13 protein-coding genes are annotated in these 15,982 nt (G+C 40.6%); 10 read left to right on the top strand and 3 right to left on the bottom strand.

Features of this window, described 5'->3' with window-relative positions:
* Positions 1 to 114: 114 nt before the first annotated feature.
* From U5O15_05940 to U5O15_05925, 4 genes are read left to right on the top strand one after another with little or no spacing between them, the layout of a single operon-like run.
* Complete coding sequence (locus tag U5O15_05940; protein MDZ7860192.1) at positions 115 to 615, top strand: MarR family transcriptional regulator; 501 nt, start codon at positions 115 to 117, stop codon at positions 613 to 615.
* 30 nt (positions 616 to 645) lie between these two features.
* Positions 646 to 1,119: a GNAT family N-acetyltransferase gene (locus tag U5O15_05935; GenBank protein ID MDZ7860191.1), complete on the top strand. Its 474-nt coding sequence runs from the start codon at positions 646 to 648 to the stop codon at positions 1,117 to 1,119.
* A gap of 13 nt (positions 1,120 to 1,132) precedes the next feature.
* Positions 1,133 to 2,302: an alanine racemase gene (locus U5O15_05930; protein MDZ7860190.1), complete on the top strand. Its 1,170-nt coding sequence runs from the start codon at positions 1,133 to 1,135 to the stop codon at positions 2,300 to 2,302.
* Positions 2,303 to 2,331: 29 nt separating this feature from the next.
* The gene (locus U5O15_05925) at positions 2,332 to 3,816 is read left to right on the top strand and encodes a sodium:solute symporter family protein (protein ID MDZ7860189.1); all 1,485 of its coding nucleotides are present in this window, start codon (positions 2,332 to 2,334) and stop codon (positions 3,814 to 3,816) included.
* A gap of 458 nt (positions 3,817 to 4,274) precedes the next feature.
* Here the strand turns inward: U5O15_05925 and U5O15_05920 are convergent, their stop codons facing one another.
* Positions 4,275 to 5,579 carry a glycosyltransferase N-terminal domain-containing protein gene (locus U5O15_05920; protein MDZ7860188.1) on the bottom strand — a complete coding sequence of 435 codons (1,305 nt, stop codon included), beginning with the start codon at positions 5,577 to 5,579 and terminating at the stop codon, positions 4,275 to 4,277.
* 20 nt (positions 5,580 to 5,599) lie between these two features.
* Positions 5,600 to 6,643 (bottom strand): glycosyltransferase family 9 protein, encoded by a 1,044-nt coding sequence (locus U5O15_05915; protein MDZ7860187.1) that lies wholly within the window; start codon positions 6,641 to 6,643, stop codon positions 5,600 to 5,602.
* A gap of 212 nt (positions 6,644 to 6,855) precedes the next feature.
* Between U5O15_05915 and U5O15_05910 the strand changes: the two genes are divergently transcribed.
* From U5O15_05910 to U5O15_05895, 4 genes are all read left to right on the top strand, one after another.
* Positions 6,856 to 7,425 carry an XRE family transcriptional regulator gene (locus U5O15_05910; GenBank protein MDZ7860186.1) on the top strand — a complete coding sequence of 190 codons (570 nt, stop codon included), beginning with the start codon at positions 6,856 to 6,858 and terminating at the stop codon, positions 7,423 to 7,425.
* A gap of 36 nt (positions 7,426 to 7,461) precedes the next feature.
* Positions 7,462 to 8,025: a cupin domain-containing protein gene (locus U5O15_05905; GenBank protein ID MDZ7860185.1), complete on the top strand. Its 564-nt coding sequence runs from the start codon at positions 7,462 to 7,464 to the stop codon at positions 8,023 to 8,025.
* Between the two features lie 468 nt (positions 8,026 to 8,493).
* Positions 8,494 to 8,904, top strand: a complete 411-nt coding sequence (locus U5O15_05900; protein ID MDZ7860184.1) for a DUF1844 domain-containing protein — start codon at positions 8,494 to 8,496, stop codon at positions 8,902 to 8,904.
* A 103-nt stretch (positions 8,905 to 9,007) separates the two neighbouring features.
* A complete protein-coding gene (locus U5O15_05895; GenBank protein ID MDZ7860183.1) occupies positions 9,008 to 10,810 on the top strand; it encodes an OmpA family protein in 1,803 nt (600 codons plus the stop codon).
* Positions 10,811 to 10,935: 125 nt separating this feature from the next.
* Here U5O15_05895 and mazG read toward each other — a convergent pair whose 3' ends face one another.
* Positions 10,936 to 11,724, bottom strand: coding sequence for a nucleoside triphosphate pyrophosphohydrolase (mazG, locus tag U5O15_05890; GenBank protein ID MDZ7860182.1), 789 nt, complete (start codon positions 11,722 to 11,724; stop codon positions 10,936 to 10,938).
* 176 nt (positions 11,725 to 11,900) lie between these two features.
* On the opposite strand from mazG, the gene uvrA reads away from it, so the two are divergent.
* Positions 11,901 to 14,651, top strand: coding sequence for an excinuclease ABC subunit UvrA (gene uvrA / locus U5O15_05885; protein ID MDZ7860181.1), 2,751 nt, complete (start codon positions 11,901 to 11,903; stop codon positions 14,649 to 14,651).
* A 15-nt stretch (positions 14,652 to 14,666) separates the two neighbouring features.
* Positions 14,667 to 15,644, top strand: coding sequence for a UDP-glucose 4-epimerase GalE (gene galE / locus U5O15_05880; GenBank protein ID MDZ7860180.1), 978 nt, complete (start codon positions 14,667 to 14,669; stop codon positions 15,642 to 15,644).
* The last annotated feature ends 338 nt before the right edge of the window (positions 15,645 to 15,982 follow it).

The raw sequence follows: 15,982 nt of genomic DNA, 5'->3' as shown, positions 1-15,982 counted from the left end.
CTAAAATATTGGCCTGATTTCGAGGAATGTCCTGTAATAAATACTCTTGAAGTGATACAATATATTTAGTATCCTGATAATAAGTACCCTTAATATTTTATTTTCTTTCAGCCATTGGGTAAATATATGGATGATTACAGTGATAAAGTACTTATCTCGCTGAGACGCATTATCAGAGCTGTTTCTATTTATTCAAAGGGGATAGCGGCAAGGTACGCTCTCACTGTGCCTCAACTTTTGTTACTTAAAGAGATTAAACGCTCGAATAGGATAACTGTCAGCGAACTTGCCGGTGTAGTTAACTTGAGTTCAGCGACGGTTAGCGATATTGTTGACCGTCTTAAGAAGAAAATGCTTATTCATAAAAGAAGATATAAGTATGACAGAAGAAAAGTTCTTATTTTTCTCACGGAAAAGGGTGAAGAGGTTTTAGCTAATGCCCCTTCGCTGCTGCAGAAGAGGTTTATTGATAAATTCAAGAAGTTGAAAACTGAAGAGAAAGACGATTTGTGCGCGGCGTTAGATGTAATTGCATCTATGATGGAGGAGGAAGCTCTTGAAGCCGGGCATGTTATTTCCGGCGGGGTTAAAAGTGCCGCTAATCTGAAACCATAAACATTGAAGTGGTATTAAAAGGGAGAAATTATGGGCAAATTTGAAAATAATGAAATAGAAATCCATGAACTCAGGAGTAATAATGATTTTCCAGAGTGGCTGAATCGCGACACCTTAGCTGAATTTCTGTATGAAAGTCTTAAACCCTTCGAAGATCCTTTGCCGCAGGTAAAAAGCGGAATTGACTACGCGCTTTCATCTACAGATGTTAAGAATGGTTTTATCGTGCTTGCCTTGAAGGATAAACAGCCGATTGGTTCAGTAGTTATGCTTAAGACTAATATGTCGGGGTATGTTCCGGATTATCTGCTTCTTTTTGTTGCTGTAACACCCACGGAGAGGGGTAAAGGTATTGGAGGGAAAATAATCATGGAGGCTATTGACCGTGCCGATGGTGATGTAAATCTTCATGTTGAATATGATAATCCGGCCAAGAGATTGTATGAGAGGCTTGGTTTTGTTAATAAATATGCGGATATGAGATATTTGAAAGAAGGCAATTAAAAGGTGAGGTGAAATGAATAGAATTAGAATTAATCTTGAGGCTATGAGGCAGAATTTAATTGCCGCTAATGAGTTGATGTTAGCGCAGGGTGCGACTTGGACTGTGGTAACTAAGGTTTTGTGCGGTCATGTTGAAACTCTAAGGGCGCTTGTCCTAAGCGGCGTGAAGTCTATAGGTGAATCCAGATTCAGGAATCTTCAGTCTTTTAAGGAGTACGTACCTGATCTTGAAACCTGGTACCTTAGAATTCCAAGTATGTCCGCTATTAAAGAAGTGATTAATTTCTCTGAAGTAAGTCTTAACAGTGAATATGAAATCATTATGAAATTGAATAAAGAAGCCAGAAGGCAGGAAAAATTACATCATATTGTTATTATGATCGAACTTGGTGATCTCCGGGAGGGTATTCTCCCGGGGTCACTCGTTAAATTCTATAAGAAGATATTTCACCTTTCCAATATTAATGTGATCGGTATAGGAGCGAATCTGGGCTGTCTGGTTGGAGCTATTCCAACAATCGACCAGTTTATGCAGTTAAAATTATACAAGGAATTGCTGGAATTGAAATTTGATCGCAAACTGCCCCTTATCTCAGCAGGAACAACAGCAACACTTCCTCTCGTGATCGAGAAACGTTTACCCAGGGGTATAAATCATTTTAGAATTGGAGAGGGAGTGTTTCTTGGAAATGATCTTATTAACGGAGGAACATTACCCGATTTCAGAAACGACATTGTTGTCCTTGAAGCGGAAGTTATTGAAATCAAGAAAAAAAGTCTGGCCTCTACCGGGGAAACAGGTTCACTGGCGCCTTTCGAAATTGAATCTGAAGAGGATTACGAAGTAGGGCAGCGCGGCTACAGAGCCCTTGTAAATGTCGGACAGCTCGACACAAATGTCAACGGACTTACACCTGTAAACGAATCTTACAAAATAGCCGGCGCGAGTAGTGATATTACTGTTGTTAATGTGGGTGATAACCCTTCCGATCTTAAGGTTGGGGGATATATTAAATTTAAGTTGAACTACGCGGCCCTCTTAAGACTTATGAATAGTGAATATGTAAAGAAAGTAGTTGAACCGTCACTTGAAGGATTTGAGTATAGAATAAAGGGTGAAAAGGCGCTTAATATGCCGGTATCCCTTTCGAACGAGAATTCTGATATTAATGTTGGTAAATAATAATATAATACTGAAACTGCCGATATATTATGACGAATAATAATCTCATCCTCTGGGGCATTATAATCGCTTATATGGCCTTTATATTTATCAAAGGCGTTTCTAAGGCCAAAAAGATCGAGGATTCAGACGATTTTCTGGTAGCGGGCCGCGGTGTAACATGGTTTTTCCTCTTTTGCACAATGGGTGCTACGGTTATAGGCGGCGGTTGTTCTATAGGTGCTATCGCCAAGACATATGACTGGGGCATTCTTATGCTTCTGGTTTCTACCGGATGGTATCTGCATTTTATATTCAGCGGTTTGTTTGTAGCCCCGAAATTCAGAGACGCTGAATTATATACTGTTGCCGGTTATTTCGGACACAGGTTTGGGGAAAGACCCCGTTTTATTGTTTTGATTCTTTCTCTCCTCTTCTCGGTATTTATAGTTGCTGCTCAGATGGCGGCTTTTGGAAGTGTTCTCTCCGCTGTTCTTCCTAATTTCGCGGACGCGCAGAATATTCTAAGATGGTCAATCTTTGTAGGTGGAACAATGGTAGTAATTTATAGTACTGCTGGTGGACTTTTCGCGGTTATTCACACCGATATGTTTCAGTTTATCATTCTTATCGCGGGTTTTATAATTACACTCATATGGTGCGTTCCTGATATCGTGGGGTCCTGGCATTCAGTTAGAAATACTGTTAAACCGGAATTCTTTATGCTGGAAGGGGGGAAGGGGTGGCTTTTTTTAATAACCACTTTTCTTACTTTTCTCTTCGGTGAAACATTTGCTCCGGGTTACGCTACAAGGTACTGTGTTGGTAAAAATATTAAAGAGACTAAGATCGGGATTGCGGGAGTTGGATTCTTCCTTGCTGTATTTTTCCCTGTTGTTCTATTTTTTATAGCTCTGTACGCCAGGATTCATTTTCCCGATATAGATCCTCAGCAGGCGCTTCCTCAAGTTGTGCGCCAACTGAACAATCCGGTTATCGGTGGATTAATAATAGGGGCTTTACTAATGGCCGTTATGTCCTCAGCCGATTCAGCCTTGAATTCATCAACCGCTATTTTTGTGAAGGATCTATTCGAACATCAGCTCGGCTGGAAGGATAAAGGTGATGGGCGTATGCTCAGATTGGCCAGGATCTGTTCAGCGTCACTTGGTATCGCGGCTGTGGGTGTTGCTATTCTCTGGTCTGATATCATAGGTCTGCTCCTCTTTACATATCATCTGTGGGCTCCGGCTATAATTCTGCCAATTATTATTGGGGTATTCTATAAGGAGAAAACAAGAGAGCTTAATAATCATATAATGATTTCAATGCTTGCCGCAATCTTTACAACTCTAACGTACAGGTTTATCTTCTATCAGGGTAATGTTGACACGAGCGGTTTCAACGAATTTTTTAAGAAGCTTGTAACTATTGACCCCGCTGTAATAGGTGTAATTACGTCATGTCTGGTGTTTCTTGTTATTAGAATATTATCCAGAGCATTAAACACATTTTCTTTTCAGAGTGAATCATAATCATAATATTTCTTAACATCTTTTCTGCTTAAACAGTTACAACGGGGTTTTGTGTCAACTACAGAAATCTATCATATAATGAAGCAGTAAGTGATTTAGTATCATCATAGTTATTTATACTATGGAATTTTAGCGGCTGGGATATAGATAATTATTGATTGGAGTTTCCCCAATTTTTAACATTCCTTTGTATATCCGGCTATTGGTATTTCAAAACCCTCTCGGAAGACGAGCGGGCATGGTTTTCCCATTTCCTTTAGGGAAATGGGAAAGAGCGGGCCCAAAGAGCGGGAGACGCTATTTCCTCGCAGGGGAAATAGACGGCGTTTTTGACAATACCAATAGCCGGATAGAAACTAAACATCAATTCCACTTATCAATATGGGTAATTACTTGATAGTTATGCCATTACTCAAATATTGCCCTGATTTTCGAGGAATGTCCTGAATTATTGATATTTAACGGTAAAGGGTATTAAGGATTAACTTACAGGATATTTCTGAAGCCCCGCTATTGTTCCTTATGAATTCCGAGGCTATTTTTCCGTATTTTTCAAGAAGTTTCCTGTCATTGAGGAATTTTGACGCGGTTTCAGCAAATTCTTCGGGAGTCTCGACGATCGTTCCGGCGCCAAAAGAAATAAGCTTCAGAGCTTCAAAAGAATTATTGATTCTCGGACCGAAAAGAGTCGGGAGAGAAAAAACTGACGGTTCCATGACATTATGCACACCTGTCGTGAAGCTTCCTCCTATATAGGCGAGAGAACCGAAGCGGTAAAGTTCGGCAAGATATCCCACACCGTCAGCAATTATTACAGGTTTAGTATCAAAACTCTTTTGATCGATAGAGGAAAGAAGGTGATAATCGATACCTTGATCTTTAAGAGCAGCTTTGATCTTGCTGATACGTTTCCCTGTAGGTTCATGGGGAGCCAGTATAAGTTTCAACTCAGGATAATCACTAATCAGCTTTCGGAATCCGGGTATCACCACTTTTTCATCTTCAGGCCAGGTGCTCCCCGCGATAATAAAATCGTTCTGTCCGGTGGTTGGAATACCAAGAGGTTTCACATCAGAATTCTCTATTCGCTGGATTACTTGATCAAACCTTGTGTCACCGGCAGTAAATATATTTAATTTTCGGCCGTATTTCTTAAATCTTGCCGCGTCTTTTTCCGAAATTGCGGCAATAGAATCAAGAAGTGAATACAGCTCTCCATAAAAGCTTCTAACCAGTGGTGAAAGTCTTTTTGACTTTGAAGACAAGGTTCCGGAAATAAGTATTTGCGGAATATCGACTTTAGAAGCTTCCATTATGAGATTAGGCCAGAGATCTGAATGAACATAGATAATAATATCGGGGTTAAGATTATTTAGGCAGAAACGGGCGTTGGCGGGAGTGTCAAACGGAAGGTAATCAACGAAATTAATTATTTCCGTTTCCCCGGGGAGGCTGAACTTGCTGTAATTTTTTATCCCGGAAGGTGAGTAGAACGTAAGGGCTACATCAACTGAAGACCCCAGTTTTTCAGAAAGAAGACAAATCACTGGTTTTGCTTGAAGAAATTCGCCCACAGATGCTACATGAAACCATACGATCTTTTTTTTTCTATCGAGATTGCGGCATTTATTTCTCCACCTTAATTTTATTCCTTTACGGGCATGAATTCCTTCAGCGATTTTATTATTGAATATTCCGGCCAGTTTGGCAAGATGAGGGGCAATATAACTGAGCGCTCTATATGTATTTTTTCTTAAAAACATCAAGGAGCTCTCCTTTAAAATCATCTGATGACTATCTTTTCAGCGAGTATCGATTCGATATTTTTAATAACAGTATCTACGCTTATAGATTTCAGACATTCTTTTGTTCCGATCGGGCATACGTTTGATCCACTCCTCGAGCATGGTCTGCAATCCAGATCGATCTCGACAGCTTTGCTTTCTTCAAGGAGGGGGTAGTAACCGAACTCTCTCACGGTAGGGCCGAAAAGAGCCGCTACAGGTGTGCCGACATATTCTGAAAGGTGTAGAAGAGCGGAGTCATTTGTGACCAGAAGAATGCATTTCTTCAGAATGGCTCCCGTTTCCCATATTTTCAGTTCTCCAGTTGTGTTAATTAAGGGTGATTGGCTTGTCTCGGCAATTATGTTGGATAATGTTTTTTCTTCAGCCCCTCCGACAATCACAATATTAAAGTTGTTTCTGCCCAGAGTTGAGACAAGATTCCGGAATTTTTTCTCAGGCCATTTCTTCGTATCCCACTTTGCTCCCGGAGCAACTGCGATTATTTCTTTTTCTCCAAAATCAGCTTTTTTGATAATAGTATCCGCCGTGTCAAGTGCTTCGCGCGGCAGCTGGAATTTATTTTCCTCCCCTTTTCCGTACGACGCGTCAAATAAATTTGTTAAATCAAGGTATTTTTCTACCTGAGTTCCGGCTTCTTTGTAGAGATTGATTTTATATTTTATAAGCAGCAATTTTTTTATATGGTCTTTTGTGATCTGAGCTTTTCTTTTCGCGCGGGTTGTGTGGTAGAGAAAATTACTTCTGATTACATTGTGAGCGTCCAGAATAATATCATATTTATTTTGTTGAATTTTTTTCCGAAGCACGAAAAGTTGACGAAAGCCCCCTTCATTTAAAGTGTGCAAATTGTCGATATTTTTATTTCCTTCGAACAAATCGCTGTATTCTTCTTTAGTGGCGAGGTCAATAACGCTATTTGGAAAGATAGCCCGAAGCCTGCTTAAGAGAGGCAGCATTAAGATAAGATCCCCAAGCGAACTGAACCGGATAACAAGAATTTTCAGATCTTCTGAATCCATAAAATCCAACCAATTAAGGAATTTGCTTTAATGTGGGAATACTATATTAAAACATGATGAATATATAGGAAGAATTTACAAAAATCTATATCTTATTTTGTTTAGTATATTTTACTTTTGTCTATGATTTGATTAATAAAATTTAATTAATTATATTGATGGGTATTCAATGCTGCATGAGTGAAATATTGTTATATGGAGTCTGATGAGGAATGGTAAGTATGGTAAGAGATAAATGGATTGGAAAGCGGCTCAAAGAGCACAGGCTCGCGAAGGGTTTGACCCTAAAAGAAGTAGAATCCTCTGCCGGAGTCTCTGCTACTCATATCTCGGAGATTGAACGGGGGATGACTTCGCCTACAATAGGGGCTTTATCAAAAATTACTGATGCTATTGGCATTGAGCTTTCCGGTTTGATAAAAAAAGAATATTTTTCCGGTATGTCCATTGTATCTAGAAATGAACGTAAACCGATGCAGTTCAAGGATTGGGGCGCAACGTATTATTCTATGACAAAAGATATCAGCAATCCGAAGATTTCTTTGCTGGAAGTCAAACTTGACCCCGGAATTAAACGTCCCGAAGAGAAAAGTTCCCATGAAGGGGAAGAATTCGCGTTTGTAATAAAAGGAGTTATGGAGATACTAATTGGAGATGAGCAGTATATTATGAAAGAAGGCGACAGTATCCATTACATGGCCAACAAGCCCCACGCGATGAGGAATATCGGGGGAGTTACATGCCGCGCTATTTGGGTAACAATGCCGCCGTTTATACTGTGAAGACTTAATTTCTGATATTGGAGAAAAAGGTAGAAGATGTTAAAGACAAACCAGGTTGGTAAAAGGATAAGAAAAATTAGGGAAGCCCGATATATGACCCTTAAAAAGCTAGAAGCCGAGGCTGGTATTTCCGCTACTCATATTTCAGAAATTGAGAGGGGTAAAACTTCTCCTACTATAAAAGCGCTTATTCGTATCGCCGATGCGTTGGAGAAGGATCCGGCTTATTTTCTTGAGAAGAAAGAGCTGCCGGATGTTTCTTTTATATCTCTTGAAGATCGTCAAACCATAGATCTTGAAAGAAAGAATGGAGTTTCTTCTGAGCTCACAAACTCAATACCCGGCGGCAGAATAAGTTCCCGCCTGATTACTTTGGTCCCCGATGGAGAAGGGGAATTTGACATACATGCTCATGAGGGTGATGAAACTGTTCTTGTATTGGAAGGTTATGTTACTTTTCAGGTCGAAGATAAGAATTACACTTTGAAGAGTGGCGACAGCATTTATATCGTTGGAAATCAGAGCCATGGTTTTCGGAATGTTTCCGATAAAGAAGAAGCCAAATTAATATGGGTTGGCTCAGAACGTTATATAAGATAACTAACTGCAGATACGCAAGTTGCAGGCATATTTTTTTGAACTTAATTCCGCCTTTATTTAATAGGGGTTTATCAGCAGGTTTTCCAAAATACATTCTTCAGGTTCACAGACCCTAAAGCAGGTATTCAGTTATATATTATTACAATAGATTTTATTTTAATTCTATTCGCAAGGGGCTGATTGAATTTTTAAAAACCCTCGCCCAGGCGAGCGGGCAGGGCTTTCTGACCCGAAGGCGCAGAAAGAGCGAGCCCGAAAGCTCAGAGCGGCGATTTTCTCGGCCGGCGAGAAATCGACCGCGGTTTTGACAAATTCAATCTACTGGAAGCCGTAAGAAATGCTTAAAAATAAATCCAATTTACAAATCGGGGAAACTCCAAATCTATATTTTTGTTGACAGGTAAATTTAATTAAACCTATAGTTTTATAAGTAAGTTCAAGGGGATGATTTAGAAAGGAGACGTGACAATGAATGAAAATGTAGGTGAAGATCATAATAGAGAGGGATATTTATTTCACCATCTTGTCGCGATGTTTCAAAGCCTCGCCTTGCAGCAGATGGGGAAATTAATTAATCCCATTAGCGGAGAAGTGGAAGGAGATTTGCAACAGGCCAAGATAACGATAGATATGCTAGAGATGATACAGATGAAAACAGAAGGAAATTTGGAAGAAAACGAAAAACAGCTTCTTGATAGAATAATTATGGAATTGCAGATGAATTATGTTGAAGCCTTGAAAACAAAGGACATAGAGGACGAAAGCGAGAATGCTGAAGACGTTGAAGAGGATGAAGAAGAGGACGAAAATAAAACCGAAAAAGAATCAGAATCAAAATCAGAATCAGAATCAAAAGAAGAAAAGGAGAGCAAAGAATAATTAATGTTAAAAATTGATTTAGACGAAAACATTTAAATCGTAGATAGGTTTCCCCCGTTTATTTAGTATTTAGGGTGAATGTTTGAAAAGGAGGGTTGAAAAAATGAAATCACTAGTCGTTTTACTTATGATTGCCGCCGTAATAATGACACCCGTTGATCTAATGAGTAGTAATACTTCATGGAACGGCACTGCCGGCCTCTTGAGGGTTTACGGAGCTAATACAATAGGAAGCGGTAAACTCGTATTCTCGCTTGGCACCTCATATTCAAGACGTTCGGATTTAGAATTTTCATCAGATCCTGTTGATTACAATTTTATGATTTCCAGGGCGGGAGTAACTCTCGGTTTAAGCAGGTATATGGAGGTTTCAGCCGCTATTGATGTTAGAAACTGGATATTGCAGAGTCCAGATGATACCTGGTATTACGGGGGGCTCGGAGACACAAGGGCTAACCTGAAATTATGTCTGCCTCTACCTACAGAGCGTATAAAACTGGGGGCTTTGACTTCAGCGAGTTTTCCTACCGGTGAAAAGGACAGGATGTTTTCAACGGATGCAGTTGATTACAGTATTACGGGGTTAGCCACATTGGATTTAACAGATATTACTGATTTTGTTCCTACAAGAGTACATTTGAATACAGGTTATCATGTAAACAGGAATGAGAATGGTTTTGGAATATTAACTACGTTGAATCCTTTTCAAGAAGGTTTTTACCCGCCGGCTTATCCGGCTACACCAGATGGTGAAGAAAGCAGTTATAATGATATGTTCCGTTTGGGGACTGGCGTTGAATTTATACTGAAGGAAAGATCAAGAATTTTTGCTGAATTTGTATGGGATGAATTCAGAAATGCTGATTTTGGTGATTCACTAAATACTAGTACATATACGATAACTCCCGGATTCAGTTTGGCTTCAGCGGACGGGGTTGAGCTCTTAATGGCTATTGAGATCAATTTGAACTCAGAGGATTCGCCTTCCGTAAAGAACCCGCCGGACTGGTTCGCTTATGCCGCTCTGTCGTTTGGCGGGTTTGTAATCCCGCAGGACGCGGATAAGGACGGCATCGAGGATAAACTTGATAAATGTCCCCAAGAAGCTGAGGACGTTGATGGTTTTGAGGATGAGGATGGATGCCCCGACCTTGATAATGATGGAGACGGAATAAAGGATGTAGTTGATAAGTGCCCCGATCTGGCAGAAGACTTTGACGGGTTCGAAGATGAAGATGGTTGTCCCGACCTTGATAATGATGGAGACGGGATAGCGGATGTCGATGACAGATGTCCTAATGAGCCTGAGGATTTCGACGGCATCCAGGATAGCGACGGTTGTCCGGATGTAATTCAAGATACTGATGGAGACGGTGTTCCTGATGATTCAGATAAATGTCCCGAGAAGAAAGAAGATCCCGATGGTTATCAGGATGAAGACGGTTGTCCCGACCTCGATAATGACCTCGATGGAATACCTGATGATAAGGACAAGTGTCCAAACGCGCCGGAAACATTCAATGGATATGAGGATGAAGACGGTTGTCCGGATGAAAGACCGATAAAGCAGAAGTTCATTCTAAAGGGTGTACATTTTGAGAGCGGATCTTCCAAATTAACACCGGATTCATATTCTGTCCTCGACCGTGTTGTAAAGACTTTGAAGGCCTATCCCGAAGTGAAGGTGGAAATTCGAGGTTATACGGACAGTGTGGGAAGTTGGGAGGCGAATCTAAAGCTTTCGGAAAAGCGCGCAAATTCCGTGAAAGAATATTTGCTTAATTCAGGTCTCGCTTCAGACAGGTTGGTTACTGAGGGGTATGGTGAAGCTGATCCGGTAGAATCTAATGAAACTGCCGAAGGAAGAGCTTCCAACAGGCGGATAGAATTTCATAGATTGAATTAGCTTCTGCCTGTTAAAAATCGAAGAATTTGCACAGGGCCGCGGTTTGTTCTAACCGCGGCCCTTTTAACTTTCGTCCAACTTGAATTTGATTTGTTCGGATTTGAGATTAAGATATACCTTGTTAATTACATGAGTTTTTTGCTCTTTTGCCAAAGATGTTCGAGTTGGTCAATATCGAGGTCTGAGAGTTCAATTCCCATATCCATGGATAATGATTCCATAATTTTGAACCTTGCCGTAAATTTATCAGCGGCTTCTCTAATTGATATTTCGGGGTCGACGTTAAGACGGCCCGACAGGTTAGTTACAGTGAAGAATATATCCCCCAGCTCTTCTGTTATTTTTTCCTGTTCGCCCGATTCTATAGCGGTTTTAAGCTCTTCAATTTCTTCGTAGAGTTTGTTTATGACACCTTCATAGTTTACCCAGTCAAAGCCTATGTTAGCCGCTTTCCGCTGAATAGCTGCCGCCCTTCTTAAGGGGGGAAGTTGTTCCGGCAGAGAATCCATCTGTGATTTCCCTTTTCTTTCCTTTCTTTTTGCCCGTTCCCAGTGAGCGAGACTCTCCCTTGTGTTATTCGCGCTGGATGAACCAAAGACGTGGGGATGGCGATCGATTATTTTTTTGTGGACCCTGCGGATGATTTCTGACAGCGAAACTTCTCTGTTCTGGTTGTGTAGTAGATGGATAAAAATCAAAATATAAAGAGTATCCCCTAGTTCCTCTTCTATTTTACTTGCTATTTTACTTTTTACGGCGCTTTGAAGCTCATAAGCTTCATCGATAAGGTAAGATGTGAGGTCATCAATGGATTGCTCTCTGTCCCAGGGGCATCCGCCGGGTTCTCTGAGAGCATTCAAGGTTGCCCTAAGTTTATTTATTTCATCAGAAATTGTGTTTTTTTTCTTTTTCATATGATATTTGTCAAAGAAAAAGTCCGACGAAGCTTTTATAAACTGCAACTTCCAGATTATATCCGGAATTGAATAATTTTTCAATAAATGATATAATCTAAGCTTACCTCGTTTAATCAGCGGGGGTTTTGCACCTTTCTTTTGATATAGTTTTTTGATACCGGGTTCGAATATTTATGGATAAGATAATAATAAAGGGCGCTAGACAGAATAATCTAAAGAGTATTAACCTTAATTTACCAAGAAGAAAGGTTATATCTATTACCGGTGTCTCCGGTTCCGGGAAATCTTCCCTTGCTTTTGATACTATATACGCGGAGGGACAGCGAAGATATATTGAGTCAATTTCCACTTACGCGAGACAGTTTATAGAAAAACTCGAAAAACCTGATATCGACAGCATGGAAGGGATAAGCCCGACTATAGCTATTCGGAGAAAGAACTCAGTTAAAAGTGCCCGGTCGACTGTGGGAACATCGACAGAGATATACGATTGTCTCAGACTGCTTTTTGCGAGAATTGGAAAGATTGTATGTCCCGACTGCCGAGAAGAAGTCAAATCCTATTCGCCGAGTGATGTCTCTGACGAGGTGTTGAAGAGATTCAATGGGAGCAGGGTCTACATATTGATGCCGAAAGGAAATATCAACAAGGATACCTGGGGGAAAAACAGAAGTTATTTAATTTCCAGGGGTTTTTCGAGATTGTTCACTTCCAGAGGCAGTGTGAGGATAGATGATTTAGATCCAGCAAGTTATGAGGGGGAGGATCTATTTGTCCTGATCGACAGAATTAAGGCTGTTCGAGAGAATTCGGGCCGTATTGTCGAAGCGGTTGAACTCGCTTACCGCGAGCATTCAGGGTTGGTTGAGGTGGTAAATACAGATAATGGCACTAAATTGAAGTTCTCCAGTAATCCCTTGTGTTCAGTATGCGGTAGAAGTTTTGAAAAACCCACCCCGCAATTTTTCTCTTTTAATAATCCATATGGAGCTTGTCCGGATTGCAGGGGATATGGAAACCGTATGGAATTTTCTGAAAAAATGATCGTACCTGATCCTGATAAATCTATTATGGAGAGGGCTGTTGATCCCTGGGCGAGAGACAGATTCGAATATTTTTTCATGTTACTTATTGAATTCTGTAAAAGAAAGGAAATACCGGTAGATATTCCTTTTTACAAACTTGAACCGCGCCATAAGGATCTTATTTTCAAAGGTAAAGGGGACTATCCGGGTGTTATACCTTTTCTGGAAAAAATGAGAGAAAAGTCTTATAAAAAGGGGCACAGATTCTTTACAAGAAGGTATATGTCTTTTACTGTATGCCGCACTTGCGGCGGAACCAGGCTGAGACAGGAAACAGAGTACGTGAAATTGTCCGGCTTTTCAATAAGTGATATTGTTCGAATGACTCCCGGAGAGATAATCAACGTTATTAACAAAATGAAATTTTCAGAAAGGGAAAAGATCATTTCCAGAGATCTTATAAATGAACTTATTTCAAGATTGGAGTTTATGATAGATGTCGGCCTGGGATATTTGACGATGGACAGACTTTCCAGAACCCTTTCGGGCGGTGAAGCGCAGAGAATAAATTTGGCCAATTCAATGGGAGCTAATCTTGTCGACTCGGTATATATCCTTGATGAACCTTCCGTGGGACTTCACGCCTCTGATAATAAGCGTTTGATCAATGTGATGAAAAAGCTTAAAAAATTGGGTAATACCGTAATAGTCGTGGAGCATGATCCGGATATTATCCGCGCGTCAGATTATCTTGTTGATCTAGGACCTGAACCCGGCAGCCGGGGGGGCGAAGTTTTATGCAGCGAATATATAGAACTACTTAAAGGCAAGAAGTATCCTCGTTCTAAAACGCTTGATTATATTTTCGGTAATGTAAAGAGAATAAAGAAAGAATCGAAGCCCAGAGAACGAAACGGAGCTATAACCCTGAGAGGTGTTTCAGAACATAATTTGAAGGATATCGAAGTTAAGATTCCCCTTGGCAATCTTGTAGTTGTAAGCGGGATTTCAGGTTCGGGGAAAAGCTCATTGGTGGTTGATGTTTTATATAATGTAATGAAAAATAAACGGCTTTCTGATATTAATATCGGTGATTGGAAATTAGACGGTAGAATCGATGATACTGTTCTTGTTGATCAAAAGCCGGTTGGCAGCACTCCCCGTTCGAATCCCGTAACATACATAAAAGGTTTTTCCTATATCAGAGAACTGTTTTCCAGGCAGGATAAAGCAGTCAGGAGAGGGTATGAACCGGGAAGATTCAGTTTCAATAAGCCGGAAGGAAGGTGTCCCCGCTGTAGCGGAATGGGATATAGAAGAGTTGAAATGCATTTTATGGCTGATATCTTTGTTCCCTGTGAGGAGTGCGGCGGTAAGCGATACAACAGAGATACACTTGAAATTATGTATAAGGGAAAGAATATCAGTGAGATATTGGATTTGACAGTTGATGAAGCAATAATTTTCTTTGATAAAATCCCGAAGCTTGGCGAGAAACTATGGATATTATCCGAAGTTGGATTGGGTTATCTAAGGCTGGGACAGCCCTCAAACACGTTGTCCGGAGGTGAATCGCAGAGGATTAAGATTGCCAGGGAACTTTCAGAATCAAAAGATGAGATAAATCTCTACATTATGGATGAACCCACAACAGGTTTGCATATGAGTGATATTGAGAATCTATTGAGGGTTTTTGATAGTCTGGTTGATTCAGGTCATACACTTGTTGTAATAGAACACAATATGGATGTCATAAGATGGGCTGACTGGATTATTGATCTTGGACCCGGGGGCGGTGAGAATGGAGGTTTTGTTACGGCATCCGGGTTACCCAGTGATATAATGAAATCAAACAAGTCGAAGACCGGTAAATATTTGAAAAAATATCTCGGGAAATAATGAAAGGGGAGTTGAATGAGGATTCTTGTAACCGGCGGGGCTGGATATATAGGCAGTGTTGTAAGTGAATATCTGCTCGACGAAGGTCATCAGGTTATAATTGTTGATGACTTGTCTACCGGGCATAGAGACGCGGTTGACAAAAGGGCCGAATTTTTTGAGCTGAATCTCTTTGACTCCGAATCGCTCGAAGATATTTTAGCTGACGGCATTGAAGCTGTATGTCATTTTGCCGCCTTTTCCAGGGTGGGTGAATCCATGACAAATCCCTTAAAGTACTACGGGAACAATGTGTGTGGAGCAATATCCCTGCTTGATTCTATGAAGAGAGCTGGAGTTCGCCTTTTTCTTTTTTCATCCACGGCCGCTGTTTATGGAGAGCCTGAAATAATTCCTATTACTGAAGACTCAGGTCTTAACCCCGTAAATCCATATGGTAATACTAAGCTTGCTGTAGAGAGACTCCTTGAGGATTGCTCCTCGGCGTGGGGACTGAAACCCCTTTCTTTACGCTATTTTAATGCGGCAGGCGCGACTGAACTCCACGGAGAGGATCACAATCCGGAATCTCATCTGATCCCTCTGGTTCTGGATGTTGTGGAGGGAAAGAGGGAGGAACTGATTGTTTTTGGTGATGATTATCCCACGGAGGACGGAACCTGCATCAGGGATTATATTCATGTTAAGGACTTAGCGACAGCTCATGTCCTTGGACTGGAAAAACTCTCCGAGGGCTATTCCGGAGCTCTTAACCTTGGGGGCGGCAGGGGAGTTTCAGTCCTGGAAATAGTCAAAGCGGTGTCGAAAGTTACGGGAAAGAGAGTAAACTACAGAGTTGGAGCGAGACGTAAGGGTGATCCTGTTTCCCTTGTGGCCTCATCTGAGAGAGCTTATTCGGTTCTGGGCTGGAAGAGATTATTCTCCGAAATTGAGAATATCATCGAGGACGCCTCAAACTGGCGTAAGAATTTTTCAGAGGGATATCGTAAGTAACTATCTTTTAAAAAATAATTCTAATATCCCGCCATACTCTTTTTTTTTAATCAGCCCTTATTTTTTTGAGGAGCGGTCAGTTCACAATGATATAACCAAAAAATGAGTTACCTTATAGGATAAGTAAAATGGAAGATATCTTGCCAGTGAATGGAAAAGATTTAAATAATTGATATTTATAATATTGTAATCCCCGCAATTATAGTAGCGTAAGTTTGCTAATTGATTTATTAGCAATACTATGCGTAATAGTTACAGTTTCACGCGATTTTACCTTGAAAATATATAGCCGCCCAATGAATGGCATGTATATTGCCCTTAACAATTAAGCAGAACTA

The sequence above is a fragment of the Candidatus Krumholzibacteriota bacterium genome, from assembly GCA_034520215.1.
Classification (GTDB): domain Bacteria; phylum Krumholzibacteriota; class Krumholzibacteriia; order Krumholzibacteriales; family WJIX01; genus JAGHBT01.
The sequence above is the reverse complement of the archived record's forward strand: the minus strand, read 5'-3'. Positions and strand labels throughout refer to the sequence as shown.